We start from the raw sequence: 15348 nt of genomic DNA, 5'->3' as shown, positions 1-15348 counted from the left end.
CCGCAGCAGACGCTACAGCTACAGCCACTCCTTCATCCACCCCAGCCCCTCGCTGGTAGCGTGCGCCGCCGCGCCGCGCGCGGGGCGGTATTCGCAGCCTATCCAGCCGTCGTAGCCCAGCTGGTCCAGCAGGCGGAACAGGTAGGGGTAGTTGACCTCGCCGACGTCGGGTTCGTGGCGTTCGGGCACGCCTGCGATCTGCATATGCCCCACGCGGCCCGTGGGCAGGTACTGGCGGATCTTCATGGCGAGGTCGCCTTCGACGATCTGGCAGTGGTAGAGGTCCATCTGGACCTGGACGTTCGGCTCTGCGATGTCGGCCAGCAGCGCATGGGCCTGGTCCTGGCGGCTCAGGAAGAAGCCGGGCATGTCCCGGCCGTTGATGGGCTCCAGCAGGATGGCGATGCCGTGGGGCGCGGCCAGCCGTGCGGCATGGCGCACGTTGGCGATGTAGGTGGCGCGCAGGGCATCGTCGCTGGCGCCTGCGGGCTTGAGCCCGGCCATGACGTGGATGCGCGGGCAGCCCAGGGCCTGGGCGTAGGCCACGGCGCTTTCCATTCCCTGGGCAAATTCCGCCTCGCGCCCAGGGATGCAGGCCAGGCCGCGCTCGCCCGCGCTCCAGTCGCCGGGCGGGGCGTTGAACAGCACCTGCTGCAGGCCGTGGTCCTGCAGGCGCCGGGCCAGTTGCTCGGGGGCGAAGTCGTAGGGGAACAGGTATTCGACGGCCTGGAAGCCGTCGCGCGCGGCGGCCTCGAAGCGGTCAAGAAAGTCCAGGTCGTTGTAGAGCATGGACAGGTTGGCGGCGAAACGGGGCATGAAGGCTTTCCTGAAAACGGAGGCTGAGTGTGGCATCAGGCGCTTGCCAGCGCGCCGAAGGCCTTGGTGAAGAAGTCCGTGGTGCCGAAGTTGCCGGACTTGAGCGTGAGGTGCAGGCCCTGCGGCGCCAGGGGCGAGGCGGCATGGCACCAGGGCACGCCAGGGTCGATCTGCGGCCCTATGCGCATCTGCTCGATGCCCAGCGCCTGCACGCAGGCGCCCGAGGTTTCTCCGCCGGCCACGACGAGTTGGCGCACGCCCATCTCGACCAGCCCCCGGGCGATGGCGGCGATGGTCTGTTCGACCAGTGCGCCGGCCTGCTCCGCGCCCAGGCGGCCCTGCACGGCCTTGACGGCCGAGGATTCGGCCGTGGAGTAGATCAGCACCGGGCCGCTGGCGATGTGCTGGCGGGCCCAGGCCAGGGCCTTGCCGGCGTCGTCCTCGCCGGCGGCGATGCGCAGGGGCTCCAGCGCCAGGGCAGGGCGCCCCGAGGCGATGAAGTGCGCCACCTGTGCATTGGTGGCCACCGAGCAACTGCCCGAGACGACCGCCTGCAGGCCGGTGGCGGTTGGCAGAGCAGCGGCCTGGGCCGTGGGCTGGATGCCGAAGTTCGCGGGCAGGCCGATGGCCACGCCCGAGCCCGCCGTGACAAGCGGCATGCCGGCCAGGGCCGGGCCCAGGCGCAGCAGGTCGTCGTTGGAGACGGCATCGACCACGGCCATGCCCACGCCCTCGGCCTGGAGTGCGGCGATGCGCGCGCGGATGGCGGCCTCGCCCTGCGCGACGGCCACATGGTCGATCAGGCCGACCTTGCGCCGTGTCTGCGCCTGCAGCACGCGCACCAGGTTGGCATCGGTCATGGGGGTGAGCGGGTGGTTGCGCATGCCGCTGTCGCTGAGCAGCACATCGCCCACGAACAGGTGGCCCTTGAAGACGGTGCGCTGGTTGTCGGGGAAGGCCGGCGTGGCGATGGTGAAGCCAGAGCCCAGAGCGTCCATCAGCGCATCGGTCACGGGGCCGATGTTGCCCTGCGGCGTGCTGTCGAAGGTGGAGCAGTACTTGAAGTAGATCTGCGGCGCGCGGCCATTGGCGCCCTGGGCCTGCAGCCATTCGAGGGCCTGCAGCGATTGCGCAATGGCATCGGCCGGCGCGATGGTGCGCGACTTGAGCGCGACCACGACGGCGTCCACGCCCTCGTCCACCGGGCCGGCAGGCACGCCAATGCTTTGCACCACGCGCATGCCTGCGCGCACCAGGTTGTTCGCCAGGTCGGTGGCGCCCGTGAAGTCGTCGGCTATGCAGCCCAGAAGAAGGGTCATGGGGATTCCGATGGAGCCTGGGGCAGGGTGATGCCCGGAAAGATCTTGATGACGGCGCTGTCGTCCTCGCGGCCATGGCCGGCGGTGGATGCCTGCATGAACATCTGGTGGGCCGTGGAGGCCAGGGGCAGCGGGAATTTGCTGTGGCGCGCGGTGTCCAGCACCAGGCCCAGGTCCTTGACGAAGATGTCCACGGCCGACAGCGGGGTGTAGTCGCCGGCCAGCACGTGGGCCATGCGGTTCTCGAACATCCAGCTGTTGCCGGCGCTGTGGGTGATGACCTCGTAGAGCGCGGCGGCATCGACGCCTTCGCGCAGGCCTAGCGCCATGGCCTCGGCCGCTGCGGCAATGTGCACGCCGGCCAGCAGCTGGTTGATGATCTTGACCTTGCTGCCCGCGCCCGCGCTGTGGCCCAGGCGGTAGACCTTGGCGGCCATGGCGTCGAGCACGCCTTCGCAGGCGGCATAGGCCTCGGGGCGGCCTGCCGTCATCATGGTCATCTGGCCCGACGCAGCCTTGGCCGCGCCGCCGGAGATGGGCGCGTCGATGTAATGCACGCCCTGCGCCTGCAGCCTGGCCTCCAGCGCCACGGACCAGTTGGGGTCCACGGTGGAGCACATGACGAAGACGGAGCCGGGCTGCAGCGCAGGGGCGATGCCGCCTTCGCCGAACAGCACGGCCTCGGTCTGCTGGGCGTTGACGACCACGCTGACGATGATGCGGCAAGCGGCGGCCATGTCGGCCAGCGTGGCGCAGGCCGTGCCACCTTCGGCGGCGAAGGCGGCTGCGGCCTCGGGGCGGATGTCGTGGACGTGAACGTGGTGGCCGGCGCGGCGCAGGCTTTGCGCCATGCCGGCGCCCATGGCGCCCAGGCCGATCACGCCGACGCAGCGTGCTGCGGGCTGTGGTGTGGAGGTGTCGTTGCTCATGGCTTGGCCGGTGTCAGGTCATCGGCGATGTAGGCGCGCACGATGGCCGCAAAGTCCTCGTCGCCGCGCAGGCCCAGCTGGTCGGCGCGCGCGGTATCCCAGCGGCCGGGCCAGCTGCCGACGATGCGCTCGACCTTGTCGTCGGGCTGCCAGCTCACGCGGTTGGCCACTTCGTCGCCAGCCACTTCGCGCAGCGCGCGCACCATGTCGCCCGCGCTGACGGACACGCCGGGCAGGTTGATGGGGCGGCGGTCGGCGACGGCGCTGGCATCGAGTTCGCAGCCTGCGACCAGGGCCTCGACGGCGCGGCGCGGGGACAGCAGCCACAGGCGCGTGGTGGCACCCACGGGGCAGTTGGCTGCCTCGCCGTTGAGGGGCTCGCGGATGATGCCGCTGGCAAACGACGAGGCGGCCGCATTGGGCCGGCCCGGGCGCACGCTGATCGTGGGCAGGCGCAGCACGCGGCCGTCGACAAAGCCGCGCCGCGTGTAGTCGGCCAGCAGCAGCTCGGCAATGGCTTTTTGCGTGCCGTAGGAGGACTGCGGGTTCAGGGCCGTGCCGTCCAGCACGGTGTCGGGCAGGTCGCCCCCGTAGACGGCCACCGAGCTGGTGAAGACCACGCGCGGCATGTGGCCCAAGGCGCGGCAGGTCTCCAGCAGGGCGCGCGAGGCATCGAGGTTGATGCGCATGCCCAGGTCGAAGTCGGCCTCGGCCTGGCCGCTGACCACGGCGGCCAGATGGAAGATCACGGCCGTGTCCTGGTCTATGGCGCCGCGCAGCACCTGCGGGTCGGCAATGTCGCCCACCAGGGAGCGCACGCGCGTGTCGTCAATGGCGTGGGTGGCCACCACGTCGAGCAGGTCGATCTGGTGGATGGGCCAGCGGGTGCCGGCCAGCGTCAGCTCGCCCTGTTCGAGCAGCTTGCGGGCCAGGCGCTGGCCCAGGAATCCGGCGCCGCCGGTGATCAGTACTTTCATGTGTCTTGGGGCTTGGAGCTTGAAGGATGGGAAGAAGGGCCGGTCAGCGGTTGACCATCTTTGCGGGGGTGAGCCAGACCGCGATGGCGCCCACCACGAGCACTCCCGCCAGCACGAACATGCCGGCCTGCGTGGACTGGGTCAGGTCCTTGAGGTAGCCGATCATGTAAGGGCTGGCGAAGCCCGCGAGGTTGCCGACCGAGTTGACGATGGCAATGCCCGCCGCCGCCGCCGTGCCCGACAGAAATGCCGTGGGCAGCGACCAGAACAGCGGCGCGCAGGTCAGCACGCCGGCTGCGGCCAGCGACAGGAAGATCAGGGAAAGAACGGTGTTGTCGGCGAAGAAGGCCGTCATCGCAAAACCCACGGCGCCCATCAGCGCGGGCACGATCAGGTGCCAGCGGCGCTCGCGGCGCTTGTCGGCGCTGTGGCCCATGAGGTTCATGACGACGATGGCGCACAGGAAGGGAATGGCACTGAGCAGGCCGATGTTCAGCGCGCCCGTGACGCCCGTGGACTTGATCAGCGTGGGCATCCAGAAGGTCAGGCCGTACTGGCCGGCGACGAAGGCGAAGTAGATCAGGCACATCCTCCAGACGCGGCGGTCGGCGAAAACGGCCTTGAGCGAATGCTTCTGGGCGCCTGAGTGCTGCTGGTCCAGCTCGATCTCGCGCGCCAGCAGCTGCTTTTCGGAGGCCGTCAGCCACTTGGCGCTGGAGATGCCGTTGTCCAGATAGAAGATGGTCACCACGCCGATCACCAGGGCGGGAATCGCCTCGATCAGGAACATCCACTGCCAGCCGTGCAGGCCATGGTCGCCGTGGAAGGCCTGCATGATCCAGCCCGACAGCGGGTTGCCGAAGATGCCGGCGACGGGAATGGCCGACATGAACAGCGCCACGATCTTGGCGCGCCGGTGGGCCGGATACCAGTAGGTCAGGTACAGGATCACGCCGGGGTAGAAGCCCGCCTCGGCCAGGCCCAGCAGAAAGCGCAGGATGTAGAAGCCCGTGGGCGTTTCCACATACATGAACATGGCCGACAGAATGCCCCAGGTGATCATGATGCGGGCGATCCAGACGCGCGCGCCCAGGCGGTGCATGAGCAGGTTGCTGGGCACCTCGAAGAGGAAGTAGCCGATGAAGAACACGCCTGCGCCCAGGCCGAACACGGTCTCGCTGAAGCCCAGATCCTGGGACATCTGCAGCTTGGCAAAGCCCACGTTCACGCGGTCGAGGTAGGCGATCACATAGCACAGCATCAGGAACGGCACGAGGCGCCAGAACACCTTGGCGTAGGCGCGCGCCGTCTCCGGAGAGTCGGCCTGGGCAGGGTGGGCCCCGGCCTGGCCGGATGCGATATCCGTTGTCGTCATTTCAAGTCTCCCTTGGGTTCGCCGCTTGATGCGCCGCCTGGCGGCTGCGCGGCTGTGGATGGGCTGGGTGGTGGAATGCGGCCGTGGGCGCCGCGGTGTAAATCAGTAGCGCGCCCCGAAGGTGGTGCGCAGCTCGTCGATGGCGGCCGCGTCCAGGGGCTGCGGCCGGGGATGGGTCATGAGCCAGAGCCTTGCGGTTTCCTCCAGCTCTTCCAGCACATGGCTGGCCTGCTCCACCGAGCGTTCCCAGACCACGGGGCCCAGGCGCTCGAACAAGGCGCCGCGCACCTGGCCGGCCAGCGCGGCCACCTCGGCGGCGGCCTGCGGATCGCCGGGCCGGCGGTAGCGGATCAGCGGGATGCGGCCCACCTTCATGACCTGGTAGGGGGTGATGGGCGGCAGCACCTCGTCCTCGCGCCAGACGCCGGACAGCGTCAGCGCCACCAGATGCGTGGAATGCGTGTGGATGACGGCACGCGCCTCGCCGTCATTGGCGTAGATGCCTCGATGCAGGACCAGGGTCTTGGAGGGCTTGGCGCCGCTGACCCACTGCCCGCTGGCATCGACCTTGGACAGCTCGGCCGGGTCGAGCCTGCCCAGGCAGGCGTCGGTGGGGGTGATCAGCCAGCCGTCATGCAGGCGCGCGCTGATGTTGCCGGCCGCGCCGACGGTGTAGCCGCGCTGGAAGAGGCTGGCGCCGGTGGCGCAGATCTGCTCGCGGATGCGGGATTCGTCGCTCATGGGTGAACGCCCAGGCAAAGGCCAGGTGTGCCGACTGCAAAAAGAGGTGTGACTGATATTGTCATCAGGTCATCATACAAATTTTGCGCAAAAATCCAAACAAGGTGAAAACCCTTGGCCATGCGCCAAGGGGTGGTTTCGGAGGTTCAGGGCTTGGCGGCCAGGATGTCGCGGGCCAGGCGTTCGCCGTCCTGCTCCCAGAAGCTGGCGTCGGCGCGGTGGATGCGGTCTATGGCATTGCCCATGTGCGTGGCGGCGGCCTTGCGCGCGGCCTTGGGGTCGCCGGCCTCGATGGCCAGCACGATGCTGTGGTGCTCGCGTTCCACGGCCTTGCCGAAGTCCTCGCGCCGCGCCTCGTTGGCGCGCGTGATGCGCATGGCACCGCGCAGGAACTGCGACAGGTAGTCCAGCGTGCTGATCAGGAACGGGTTGCCCGAAGCCTGGGCAATGGCGCGGTGAAACGCCATGTCCTCCTCCACGCCATCACGGCCCAGCCGCACGGCCTCGGCCAGGGCGCTCTCCGCATCGTGGATGCGCTGCATGTCTTCTTCGCTGCGCCGGCGCGCCGCGAGTTCGGCCACCTCGGCTTCCAGCGCGCGGCGCACCTCGGTGATCTGGATCAGCGCATTCCTGCCAGCCGCCGGCAGGCCTTCGAAGTCCAGTGGCTCTATGCCTGCCGCTTTCACGAACACGCCGCTGCCCTGGCGCGATTCCACCAGGTTGCGCGACTTGAGCTGGGACACGGCCTCGCGCACCACGGTGCGGCTGACCTCGAGCTGCTGCACGAGCTCGGCCTCGGTCGGCAGCTTCTGCCCCGGCTGCAGATTGCCGGCGCGGATGCGCGCCTCCAGCTGCCGGGCAACCTGGTCCGCAAGCTTGAGACCGGGCTGGATGGCCGAGAAGGAAACCGTCATGGAGGGGGTGGGGGGCTGGGGAGACACGTGTGGCAGCGATTGTCTCAGAACGGTGCGGCCTGTACGGCCTGCTGCGGCAATCGACGCCCAGACCGTCCATGGCGGCAGGAAAGAGACCGATGGTTCTGCCGGAGTTGCGCGGCGCGCCATACTTGCGCCTTTGCAATCCGCCCGCCACGCCCGCCCCGGGCCAAGGCCGCTTCGCCATGTCAACGCCCACCCCGCATTCCGCTGCACCCACAGAACACTCGCACGATGGCGCCATTGCCACCACTACCGCTATAGCCGCTATTCCCGCCATCGCCTCGCTGGCCGATGCCGCCTTCACCCAGCGCGTGCAGCACGCCATAGACCACAAGACCAAGCCGCTGGGCGCACTGGGGCGGCTGGAGCAGCTTGCGCTGCGCATTGCCTGCATCCTGGGTCAGGACAGGCCGGTGCTGCAGCAGCCGCAGATGCTGGTGTTTGCGGCCGACCATGGGCTGGCTGCGCGCGGCGTGTCGGCCTATCCGGTGGATGTGACCTGGCAGATGGTCGAGAACTTCATGGCCGGCGGCGCCGCCGTCAGCGTGCTGGCGCGCCAGCATGGGCTGGCGCTGAACGTGGTGGACTGCGGCGTGGCACGCGACTTTCCCGCGCGCGAGCAGGACCCCGACGACAAGCTTCCCCAGCCCGGCCAGCCGCGCCTGTGGCGCCGCAAGCTGGGCTACGGCACGCGCGACTGCAGCCAGGGCCCGGCCATGACAGCCACCGAATGCGCCATGGCCCTGCGCAACGGCGCGGCCCTGGTGCGCCAGTTGCCGGGCAATGCGCTGCTGCTGGGCGAGATGGGCATTGGCAATACCTCCAGCGCATCCTTGCTGCTGGCGCGGCTGTGCGGCGAACCGCTGGCCGAGGTCACGGGTGCGGGCACCGGCCTGGATGCGGCCGGGCTCGCCCGCAAGATCGGGGTGCTGCAGGAGGTGCTGCAGCTGCACGCCCAGGCCACCGAACCGCTGGACGCGCTGGCGGCCATGGGCGGCTTCGAGGTTGCCACCATGGTGGGCGCCGTGCTGCAGGCCGCTGCCGAGCGGCGCGTCATCGTGGTCGATGGCTTCATCACCACGGCCGCCGTGCTGGTGGCCAGCCGCCTGCAGCCGGCCGTGCTGGAGCGCTGCGTTTTCTCGCACCGCTCGGGCGAGCCCGGCCATGTGCGCATGCTGGCCCACCTGGGTGCCGAGCCGCTGCTGGACTGGCAACTGCGCCTGGGCGAAGGCTCGGGCGCGGCCCTGGCCTGGCCGCTGCTGGTGTCGGCCTGCGCCATGCTGGGCGAGATGGCCAGCTTTGCGCAGGCAGGGGTGAGCACACGCTCGCAAGAGGCATAGCCGCCTGCGCCGGGCCGCTATTCCCGCGCCGTGGCCGCCGCCAGCTGGCTCAGCCGCCTGACCAGCGCGCCGAAGCGCGCGGCATCGGTGTTGCCATAGCCGATCACCAGGCCGTTGTCCTGGGGCAGCGGTGCCAGGGCGAAGGACGAGAGGGCGCCCGGGTTCATGCCGGCGCGCCGCGCCTGCTCCACGATGGCACGGTCGGACAGGTCCGGCGGCAGCCACACCGTCAGGTGCAGGCCGCCGTGGCCGCCCAGCACCTCATGCTCCACGCCCAGTTGCGTGGCCAGCGCTTCGCGCAGGGCCGCCTGACGCTCGCGGTACAGGCGCCGCATGCGGCCCAGGTGGCGCGAGAACTGGCCGCTTTCCATGAAGTCCGCCATGGCCAGCTGCTCCAGGCGGTGGCCGCCGCGCAGCATCTCCTGCACGGCGGATGCCGCGCTGGTGGCCAGGGCCTGCGGCAGCACCACAAAGCCCAGGCGCAGTGCCGGGAACATGGTCTTGCTGAAGGTGCCCACATAGAGCACGGGCGCATCCGGCACCTGGCCTTGCATGGCTGCGATGGGCGTGCCCTGGTGGCGGAATTCGCTGTCGTAGTCGTCCTCGATGATCCAGGCCCCCGCGCGGCGCGCGCGCTCCAGCAGGTCCAGCCGGCGCGCCACCGACAGCACGGCGCCCGTGGGATATTGGTGCGACGGCGTGATCTGGATCAGCCGTGGAGGATGGCTGTCCCACAGGCCGGGCGCGATGGCTGCGCCATCCGCATCCACGCGCAGTGTGCTGACGCACAGGTCTCCCCCCGCAAAGGCCGACTTGGCGCCCCGGTAGCCGGGCTCCTCCAGCCAGGCATGGTCGCCCGGGTTGGTGAGCAGTTGCACGCACAGGTCCAGCGCACCCTGGGCGCCTTCGGTGACGATGATGCGCGAGGCATCGCAGCGCACGCCGCGCGAGATGCGCAGGTGCTGCGCAATGGCCTGGCGCAGTGCAGGCTCGCCCGCAGGGTCGCCATAGTCCAGCGTGGCGCTGGCGGGAAGGCGCAATGCGCGGTCCTGCGAACGGCGCCAGGCGGGCAGGGGGAATCTGTCCAGCGCGGGCGTGCCCGGCGTCAGGGGCAGGCTGCGGTCGATGGCATGGCGCGTGGGCGCGATGCGGTCCAGGCGCCGGGCCGTGCGGGGTGCGCAGGGGGGCGCGGCGGCCGCCTCGGCGGCTGCCGTGGAATGGGTGGATACAGCCGCCACGCGCGTGCCCTGCCGGTCGGCGACCACATAGCCTTCGGCCGCCAGTTGCTCGTAGGCGATGAGCACGGTGTTGCGCGAGACTCCCAGATCCTCCGACAGCGCGCGCGAGGCCGGCAGGCGGTCGCCGGCCGGCAGGCGGCCCGCCAGGATGGCCTGCTTCAGGCGCTGGATCAGTTGGCGCTGGCGGGGAGCCGCTCCAGGGCCGGATTGCAAGGGACTGGTCAGCAGGTCGGAGGCGTGCATGCAGTGGGTGGCGTGGCACCATGAAATAAGGGGGATATGGCGCTTTCAATGATGCCACGCCAGCGCTATCGTGGCCCTGCCAAATGACCTGACCAGGAATCTCCCATGCCCCCCGCACTCAACGCCCACTCCCAACCCGTAGGCCACGACCTTCCCGGATGGACCGCGCGCCAGCGCCCGCCGCGCACGCCCATGCAAGGCCGCTACTGCCGGCTGGAGCCGCTGTCCGCCGCGCGCCATGCAGCCGATCTGTTCGATGCCTTCAGCCAGGCGCCGGACGCCAGCGACTGGACATACATGTCGGTAGGCCCCTTCGCGGATGCCCAGGCCTATCTGCGCTTTGCCGAGGCCGCCCAGGCCGGCGATGACCCGCTGCACCACGCCGTCATCGACCTGGCCACGGGCCGTGCCATCGGCTCGCTGGCGCTGATGCGCGTGGACACGGCCAGCGGCGTGATGGAAGTGGGCTTTGTCTGCTACTCGCGCCAGCTCAAGCGCACGCGTGCGGCCACCGAGGCGCAGTTCCTGCTGATGCAGCGCGCCTTCGACGAGCTGGGCTACCGCCGCTACGAGTGGAAGTGCGACAGCCTGAATGCGCCGTCGCGTGCCGCAGCGGCGCGCCTGGGCTTCCAGTTCGAGGGGGTGTTCCGCCAGGCCGTGGTCTACAAGGGCCGCAGCCGCGACACGGCCTGGTTCTCCATCATCGACAGCGAATGGCCGGCGCTGCGCGCGGCCTACCAGCGCTGGCTGGAGCCGGGCAACTTCGATGCAGGCGGCGGACAGGTTCTTTCGCTATCCAGCCTGATGGAGCAGGGTGCGTCGCAGGCTCAGGAGACGGCAGGCGCGGCGTAGTAGGCCTGCAGCACCTCGATCAGGGCCTGCGCATGGCGCGGCAGCCGGCCCTGGTCGCGCACGAGGATGCGGCGCTCGCGCACGCTCCAGGCGTCGGTCAGGTCGATGAGTGCCAGCCCCATGCTTTCGCGGTTGCGCCGCGCGGCGCTCTCGGGAACGATGCCTATGCCCACGCCGGCGCCGATCATGCGGCACATGGCGTCGAAGCTGGACAGCTGTATGCGCAGCTTCATGGGCTTGCCCAGGCGCTCGGTCACACCTGCCAGAAATGTCTGCAGCGTGCTGCCCTGCTGCATGCCGATGGCGTCCTCGTCCAGCGTCTCGGCAAACGCAATGCGCTTGCGCCGCGCAAAGCGGTGGCCGCGCGGCGTGGCCAGCACCAGCCGGTCGGTGCTGAAGTGGATGGTCTGCAGGCCCAGCGTATCCACCTGGCCGGCCACGATGCCCAGATCGGCCCGGCCGTCCAGCACGCCGCGCGCGATCTCGGCGTTGGGCCGCTCCTGCAGGTCCACATTCACGCGCGGGTGGTCGGCAAGAAAGGCGGGCAGGATCTCGGGCAGAAAGTCGGTCACGGCCGTGGTGTTGGCAAACACCCGCACATGGCCGCGCAGGCCGGCGCCGTACTCCTGCAGGTCGTGGCGCAACTGCTCGGACTGCAGCAGCATGCCGCGCGCGTGGTGCAGGAAGGCTTCGCCGGCCGGCGTGGGCCGCACGCCGCGCGCCTCCCGGTACAGCAGGGGCATGCCCGCCTGCTCCTCCAGCGCCTTGATGCGCAGGCTGGCTGCGGCCAGGGACAGGTGCTGCCTTTGCGAGGCGCGCGTGAGGCTGCCCAGTTCGGCGGCATGCACGAACAGGCGCAGGTCCGTCAGGTCGAAATGCATGAGGGGCATGAAAGGCGAAGAGGGCATGGGCGGGGTCAAGGCTTTGTCAATTCCGAAGGCCGGGTCAGGAAATGCGCGATTGTGCGCTGGCCCGGCACGGGCAACCATGCGGGCTTGCGACAAGAACAAATGGAGACATGACCATGCCGGATTCTTCCTTTCCCCTGCCGTCGAGCCTTTTGCGCCGCCGAAGCCTGCTGGCCGCCGCACTCGCCTTGCCCCTGCTGGGCCATGCCCAGGCCTGGCCCGCGCGGCCCATCGTGATGGTCGTCCCGCAGGCGCCGGGCGGCACCAACGACATCGTGGGCCGGCTGGTGAGCCAGAAGCTGGCCGAGGTGCTGGGCGCCAGCGTGGTGGTCGAGAACCGGCCCGGCGCGGGCGGCAACATCGGCACCCAGGCCGTGGCCAAGGCGCCGCGCGACGGCCATACGCTGCTGATGACCATCAGCAGCAGCCAGGCCATCAACCCCGCGCTGTACCGCAAGCCGGGCTTCGATCCGGTGAAGGACTTCCGGCCCATCGGCCTGATCGGCTCCGTGCCCAATGTGCTGCTGGCCCACCCCGGCTTTGCGGCCAAATCCGTGCCCGAGCTGATCGCCATGGCCCGGGGCCGGCCCGACGAGTTCCGCTATGCCTCGGCCGGCAACGGCACGCTCAACCATCTGCTGGGCGAGATGCTCAACAGCATGGCGGGCATCCAGCTGCAGCATGTGCCCTACAAGGGCGTGGCGCCCGCGCTCAACGATGTGCTGGGCGGGCAGGTGCCGCTGCTGTTCGGCAGCCTGCCATCGACCCTGCCCCATATCCAGGCCGGCCGGCTGCGTGCGCTGGCCGTGAGCGGCGCGACGCGATCGCCGCTGCTGCCCGATGTGCCCACCATTGGCGAGACCGTGCCCGGCTACAACGGCACGCTGTGGGTGGGTCTTTTTGCGCCTGAAGGCGTGCCCGCGCCGGTGCTGGCGCAGTTGCAGGACGGCATGGCCCGCGCGCTGGCGGCCAGTGATCTGCGCACCCGGCTGGAAGCCTCGGGCGTGGAGCTGGCCGGGCCGGCGGACAGGCCCGTGCCGCCCGCCCAGATGGCGGCCCTGCTGCGCGAGGACATCGCCAAGTGGGCGCGCATCGTCAAGGCGTCCGGCGCATCGCTGGATTGACGCAAGGCCTTAGCCCTGCGGCTCCATGGCCAGCGCGAACAGCTCGCTGCGAAAGTGGATGCCCAGCCGCGCAAAGGCGCGGTTGCGGTAGGTCTTGACGGTGGGCAGGCTCAGGCACAGGTCGCAGGCAATGCCCTCATGCGTCATGCCCTGCAGCAGCCGGGCGCAGACATCGAGTTCGCGCGGCGTCAGGTCGGGCTGTGCCTGCAGCAGGCGCATGCGCAGGGCCGGCAGTGTCTGCCGCTGCCGGGGCTGGCTGGGTGGGGTGGCCGGGGCCGAGGCCAAGGCCGTTACCACGGCGGGCTGCGCCTGCGTCAGCGCGATGTGCTTGTGCGCCAGGGCCAGCAGCACGGGCGCCATTCTCCCGAAGCGGTCGATCTGCGCATCGCCCAGTGCCCTCTGGTGCTGGTGGCGGTAGAAGTTGACGGCAAACACACCGCCGTCGTCCTGGTGCTCGACGATGGACACGCGCTCGGCCATGCCGTGCGCGTCGTAGACCAGGGCGCGGTGCTCGCCTTCCACCTCCTGGGCCGTGATGTGGCACAGCGCCGTGCTGCGTGCCGGGCTGGTGTCGCCGTGGTTCCAGGTGCTGTCGCGCAGATAAGGACCCGAGAGATAGGCCCACCAGCAGTCGCGCGTGGTGTCCCGCGCCTCGCTGCTGGCCGACAGGAACAGCTGCGGCCGGCTGCGCGGGCCCGTGCGATAGACCGACCAGGAGGCGGCGGGCAGCAGCGGGTTCATGGCCTCCAGCACCTGCCGGGCGAAGCCGGGCTCGCCCAGGCTGGCGACCATGTGGCCGATGGCTTGGCTGGGCGCGTGGCCGGACGCATGGCCGGACGCATGGGCGCCCAGGGCGCTGGCGTCAGGGGTGTCGGAGGGGGCGGTCCAGTGTCTCAAGGGATGGCAGGGGCGGGCAGGGCGTTGTCATCTTCCGGGATGACGGCCGGCCCGGGCAATGGTGCTTATGCTAGGTCCCGATTCCATTCACCGGAGCCCCAGAACCATGCCAGATGACGTGCCGCAGCTTGCGGCCTTGCCCGATCCGCGCTTTCGCTTCTTCGCCGACCTGAGCGTGCAGGTGGGCCCGCCGCAGGAGGTCGGTGCCACGGCGCACGGCGGGCGCCGACTGATCCCCATCCTGGGCGGCACGGCCCGGGGCGACGGCTGGAGCGCGCGCGTGCTGCCCGGAGGCGCGGACTTCCAGCGCATCGTGCACGCCGGGCTGGCCGAGCTCGATGCGCGCTATGTGCTGGAGACCGATGCCGGCGACCTGATCTATGTCTGCAACCAGGCGCTGCGCAGCGGCGACCCGGCGCTCATGGCAAAGCTGGCGCGCGGCGAGCCCGTGGACCCCGCGCACATCTATTTCCGCTGCGCGCCCCGCATGGAGACGGCCAGCCGTGCGCTGGCCTGGATCAACGAGCGCCTGTTCTTCGGCACCGGCGCGCGCCATCCCGACCGCGTGCAGATGCGCTTTCACGAACTGCTCTGAGCCGCGCCTTTCCCCTCTCGATACCCACAATGCAGGAGACAAGACACATGAAAAACCAGGCATCGAAGTCGCGCCGCACCGCCGTGGCCTCCACTCTTGCCGCCGTGCTGGCCACCGGGCTGGCGCCCTGGACCGCGGTCGGCGCCCAGCCGGCCTTTCCGAGCAAGCCCGTGCGCCTGCTCGTCGGCTTTCCTGCGGGAACGGGGCCGGACATCGTGGCGCGCCTGCTCGCGCAGAAACTCTCCGAGCAATGGGGCAACCTGGGCGTGGTCGTGGACAACAAGCCGGGCGCTGGCGGTCTCATCGCCGCCAGCGAGGCGGCACGGGCCGTGCCTGACGGCTACACGCTGATGCTGGGCGAGACCGGCCAGCTCAGCATTGCGCCCAACACCTACCAGCGCCTGCCCTACGACCCGCAAAAGGACTTTGTGCCCGTCAGCCAGGTCGTCACCTCCGACTTCGTGCTGCTGGTCAATCCGCAGAAAGTGCCGGCCCGCAATGTGCCCGATTTCGTGGCCTGGGCGCGCCAGCGCAAGGAGCTGTTCATCGCCACCTTCGGTGCCGGCACGCCCGGCCACTTCGGCGCCTTCATGTTCGGCAATGCCGTGCAGCTCAAGCCCGAGCCCGTGCACTACAAGAACACCAACGATGCCCTGGGCGGCCTGTTCAGCGGCGACGTGCAGGCCGTCTTCGCCACGGCGGCCCTGGCCGCGCCCCAGGTCAAGGCCGGCAAGCTCACGGCCCTGGGCAGCACGGGCGCCACGCGCACCCAGTCCATGCCCGAGCTGCCCACCATCCGGGAGCAGGGCTATCCGTCGCTGGAGTTCAATTCCTGGTTCGGCGTGGTCGCGCCCGCCAAGACACCGCCCGAGATCGTGGCCAGGCTGCAGGCCGACATCGTGCGCGCCCTGCAGCAGCCCGACAGCCGCAGCCGGCTGGAGGAGGCGGGTTTCCGCGTGACGGGCACCACGGGCGACGAGCTCGCCCGCATCATGCGCGCCGACACGGTCACCTGGGGCAAGGCCGTGGCGGCCACGGGGTTCAAGGCCGATTGAG

At 69.9% G+C, this 15348-nt stretch carries 15 protein-coding genes; 5 read left to right on the top strand and 10 right to left on the bottom strand.

Going from position 1 to position 15348, the window contains the following annotated elements:
- Positions 1–18 precede the first annotated feature (18 nt).
- The 7 genes from otnI to IB269_RS20045 form a co-directional block, all read right to left on the bottom strand.
- On the bottom strand, positions 19–816 hold the full coding sequence (gene otnI, locus IB269_RS20075; RefSeq protein WP_192368085.1) for a 2-oxo-tetronate isomerase: 798 nt from the start codon (positions 814–816) through the stop codon (positions 19–21).
- A gap of 35 nt (positions 817–851) precedes the next feature.
- Positions 852–2135, bottom strand: coding sequence for a 3-oxo-tetronate kinase (gene otnK, locus IB269_RS20070; protein WP_192368084.1), 1284 nt, complete (start codon positions 2133–2135; stop codon positions 852–854).
- Positions 2132–3064, bottom strand: a complete 933-nt coding sequence (ltnD, locus tag IB269_RS20065; RefSeq protein ID WP_192368083.1) for an L-threonate dehydrogenase — start codon at positions 3062–3064, stop codon at positions 2132–2134. The genes otnK and ltnD overlap by 4 nt, the downstream gene beginning before the upstream one ends.
- Positions 3061–4041, bottom strand: a complete 981-nt coding sequence (denD, locus tag IB269_RS20060; RefSeq protein ID WP_192368082.1) for a D-erythronate dehydrogenase — start codon at positions 4039–4041, stop codon at positions 3061–3063. The genes ltnD and denD overlap by 4 nt, the downstream gene beginning before the upstream one ends.
- A 43-nt stretch (positions 4042–4084) precedes the next feature.
- Positions 4085–5416 carry an MFS transporter gene (locus IB269_RS20055; protein WP_192368081.1) on the bottom strand — a complete coding sequence of 444 codons (1332 nt, stop codon included), beginning with the start codon at positions 5414–5416 and terminating at the stop codon, positions 4085–4087.
- Between the two features lie 102 nt (positions 5417–5518).
- Positions 5519–6157, bottom strand: coding sequence for an aldolase (locus tag IB269_RS20050; protein ID WP_192368080.1), 639 nt, complete (start codon positions 6155–6157; stop codon positions 5519–5521).
- 146 nt (positions 6158–6303) lie between these two features.
- Positions 6304–7071: a FadR/GntR family transcriptional regulator gene (locus tag IB269_RS20045; RefSeq protein ID WP_013803197.1), complete on the bottom strand. Its 768-nt coding sequence runs from the start codon at positions 7069–7071 to the stop codon at positions 6304–6306.
- A 119-nt stretch (positions 7072–7190) separates the two neighbouring features.
- Between IB269_RS20045 and cobT the strand changes: the two genes are divergently transcribed.
- A complete protein-coding gene (cobT, locus tag IB269_RS20040) occupies positions 7191–8435 on the top strand; it encodes a nicotinate-nucleotide--dimethylbenzimidazole phosphoribosyltransferase (RefSeq protein ID WP_192368079.1) in 1245 nt (414 codons plus the stop codon).
- A gap of 17 nt (positions 8436–8452) precedes the next feature.
- Here cobT and IB269_RS20035 read toward each other — a convergent pair whose 3' ends face one another.
- Positions 8453–9916: a PLP-dependent aminotransferase family protein gene (locus tag IB269_RS20035; RefSeq protein WP_192368078.1), complete on the bottom strand. Its 1464-nt coding sequence runs from the start codon at positions 9914–9916 to the stop codon at positions 8453–8455.
- 105 nt (positions 9917–10021) lie between these two features.
- On the opposite strand from IB269_RS20035, the gene IB269_RS20030 reads away from it, so the two are divergent.
- Complete coding sequence (locus IB269_RS20030) at positions 10022–10768, top strand: GNAT family N-acetyltransferase (protein WP_192368077.1); 747 nt, start codon at positions 10022–10024, stop codon at positions 10766–10768.
- Here IB269_RS20030 and IB269_RS20025 read toward each other — a convergent pair.
- Positions 10744–11649 (bottom strand): LysR family transcriptional regulator, encoded by a 906-nt coding sequence (locus IB269_RS20025; RefSeq protein WP_026062687.1) that lies wholly within the window; start codon positions 11647–11649, stop codon positions 10744–10746. The genes IB269_RS20030 and IB269_RS20025 overlap by 25 nt on opposite strands.
- 143 nt (positions 11650–11792) lie before the next feature.
- Between IB269_RS20025 and IB269_RS20020 the strand changes: the two genes are divergently transcribed.
- A complete protein-coding gene (locus IB269_RS20020) occupies positions 11793–12800 on the top strand; it encodes a tripartite tricarboxylate transporter substrate binding protein (RefSeq protein WP_192368076.1) in 1008 nt (335 codons plus the stop codon).
- A 9-nt stretch (positions 12801–12809) separates the two neighbouring features.
- Here IB269_RS20020 and IB269_RS20015 read toward each other — a convergent pair whose 3' ends face one another.
- Positions 12810–13697 (bottom strand): helix-turn-helix transcriptional regulator, encoded by an 888-nt coding sequence (locus IB269_RS20015; RefSeq protein WP_412523751.1) that lies wholly within the window; start codon positions 13695–13697, stop codon positions 12810–12812.
- Positions 13698–13803: 106 nt separating this feature from the next.
- Here IB269_RS20015 and IB269_RS20010 point away from each other — a divergent pair, with 106 nt between their 5' ends.
- Together IB269_RS20010 and IB269_RS20005 are read left to right on the top strand one after the other, a co-directional pair.
- The gene (locus IB269_RS20010) at positions 13804–14292 is read left to right on the top strand and encodes a DUF3237 domain-containing protein (protein WP_192368075.1); all 489 of its coding nucleotides are present in this window, start codon (positions 13804–13806) and stop codon (positions 14290–14292) included.
- Positions 14293–14339: 47 nt separating this feature from the next.
- Entirely contained in the window at positions 14340–15347 is a 1008-nt protein-coding gene (locus IB269_RS20005) for a Bug family tripartite tricarboxylate transporter substrate binding protein (RefSeq protein ID WP_192368074.1), read from the top strand.
- Position 15348 lies beyond the last annotated feature (1 nt).

The organism is Delftia sp. DLF01 (genome assembly GCF_014852125.1).
GTDB classification, from domain to species: Bacteria; Pseudomonadota; Gammaproteobacteria; order Burkholderiales; family Burkholderiaceae_C; genus Comamonas; species Comamonas acidovorans.
Note: the sequence above shows the minus strand (reverse complement) of the source record. Positions and strands in the feature narration are given on the sequence as shown.

What these genes read in the sequence shown, in the direction of transcription:
- otnI (WP_192368085.1), bottom strand. Translation starts at nt 816, where the DNA reads ATGCCCCGTTTCGCCGCCAACCTGTCCATGCTCTACAACGACCTGGAC.
- otnK (WP_192368084.1), bottom strand. Translation starts at nt 2,135, where the DNA reads ATGACCCTTCTTCTGGGCTGCATAGCCGACGACTTCACGGGCGCCACC.
- ltnD (WP_192368083.1), bottom strand. Translation starts at nt 3,064, where the DNA reads ATGAGCAACGACACCTCCACACCACAGCCCGCAGCACGCTGCGTCGGC.
- denD (WP_192368082.1), bottom strand. Translation starts at nt 4,041, where the DNA reads ATGAAAGTACTGATCACCGGCGGCGCCGGATTCCTGGGCCAGCGCCTG.
- IB269_RS20055 (WP_192368081.1), bottom strand. Translation starts at nt 5,416, where the DNA reads ATGACGACAACGGATATCGCATCCGGCCAGGCCGGGGCCCACCCTGCC.
- IB269_RS20050 (WP_192368080.1), bottom strand. Translation starts at nt 6,157, where the DNA reads ATGAGCGACGAATCCCGCATCCGCGAGCAGATCTGCGCCACCGGCGCC.
- IB269_RS20045 (WP_013803197.1), bottom strand. Translation starts at nt 7,071, where the DNA reads ATGACGGTTTCCTTCTCGGCCATCCAGCCCGGTCTCAAGCTTGCGGAC.
- cobT (WP_192368079.1), top strand. Translation starts at nt 7,191, where the DNA reads ATGGTTCTGCCGGAGTTGCGCGGCGCGCCATACTTGCGCCTTTGCAAT.
- IB269_RS20035 (WP_192368078.1), bottom strand. Translation starts at nt 9,916, where the DNA reads ATGCACGCCTCCGACCTGCTGACCAGTCCCTTGCAATCCGGCCCTGGA.
- IB269_RS20030 (WP_192368077.1), top strand. Translation starts at nt 10,022, where the DNA reads ATGCCCCCCGCACTCAACGCCCACTCCCAACCCGTAGGCCACGACCTT.
- IB269_RS20025 (WP_026062687.1), bottom strand. Translation starts at nt 11,649, where the DNA reads ATGCATTTCGACCTGACGGACCTGCGCCTGTTCGTGCATGCCGCCGAA.
- IB269_RS20020 (WP_192368076.1), top strand. Translation starts at nt 11,793, where the DNA reads ATGCCGGATTCTTCCTTTCCCCTGCCGTCGAGCCTTTTGCGCCGCCGA.
- IB269_RS20010 (WP_192368075.1), top strand. Translation starts at nt 13,804, where the DNA reads ATGCCAGATGACGTGCCGCAGCTTGCGGCCTTGCCCGATCCGCGCTTT.
- IB269_RS20005 (WP_192368074.1), top strand. Translation starts at nt 14,340, where the DNA reads ATGAAAAACCAGGCATCGAAGTCGCGCCGCACCGCCGTGGCCTCCACT.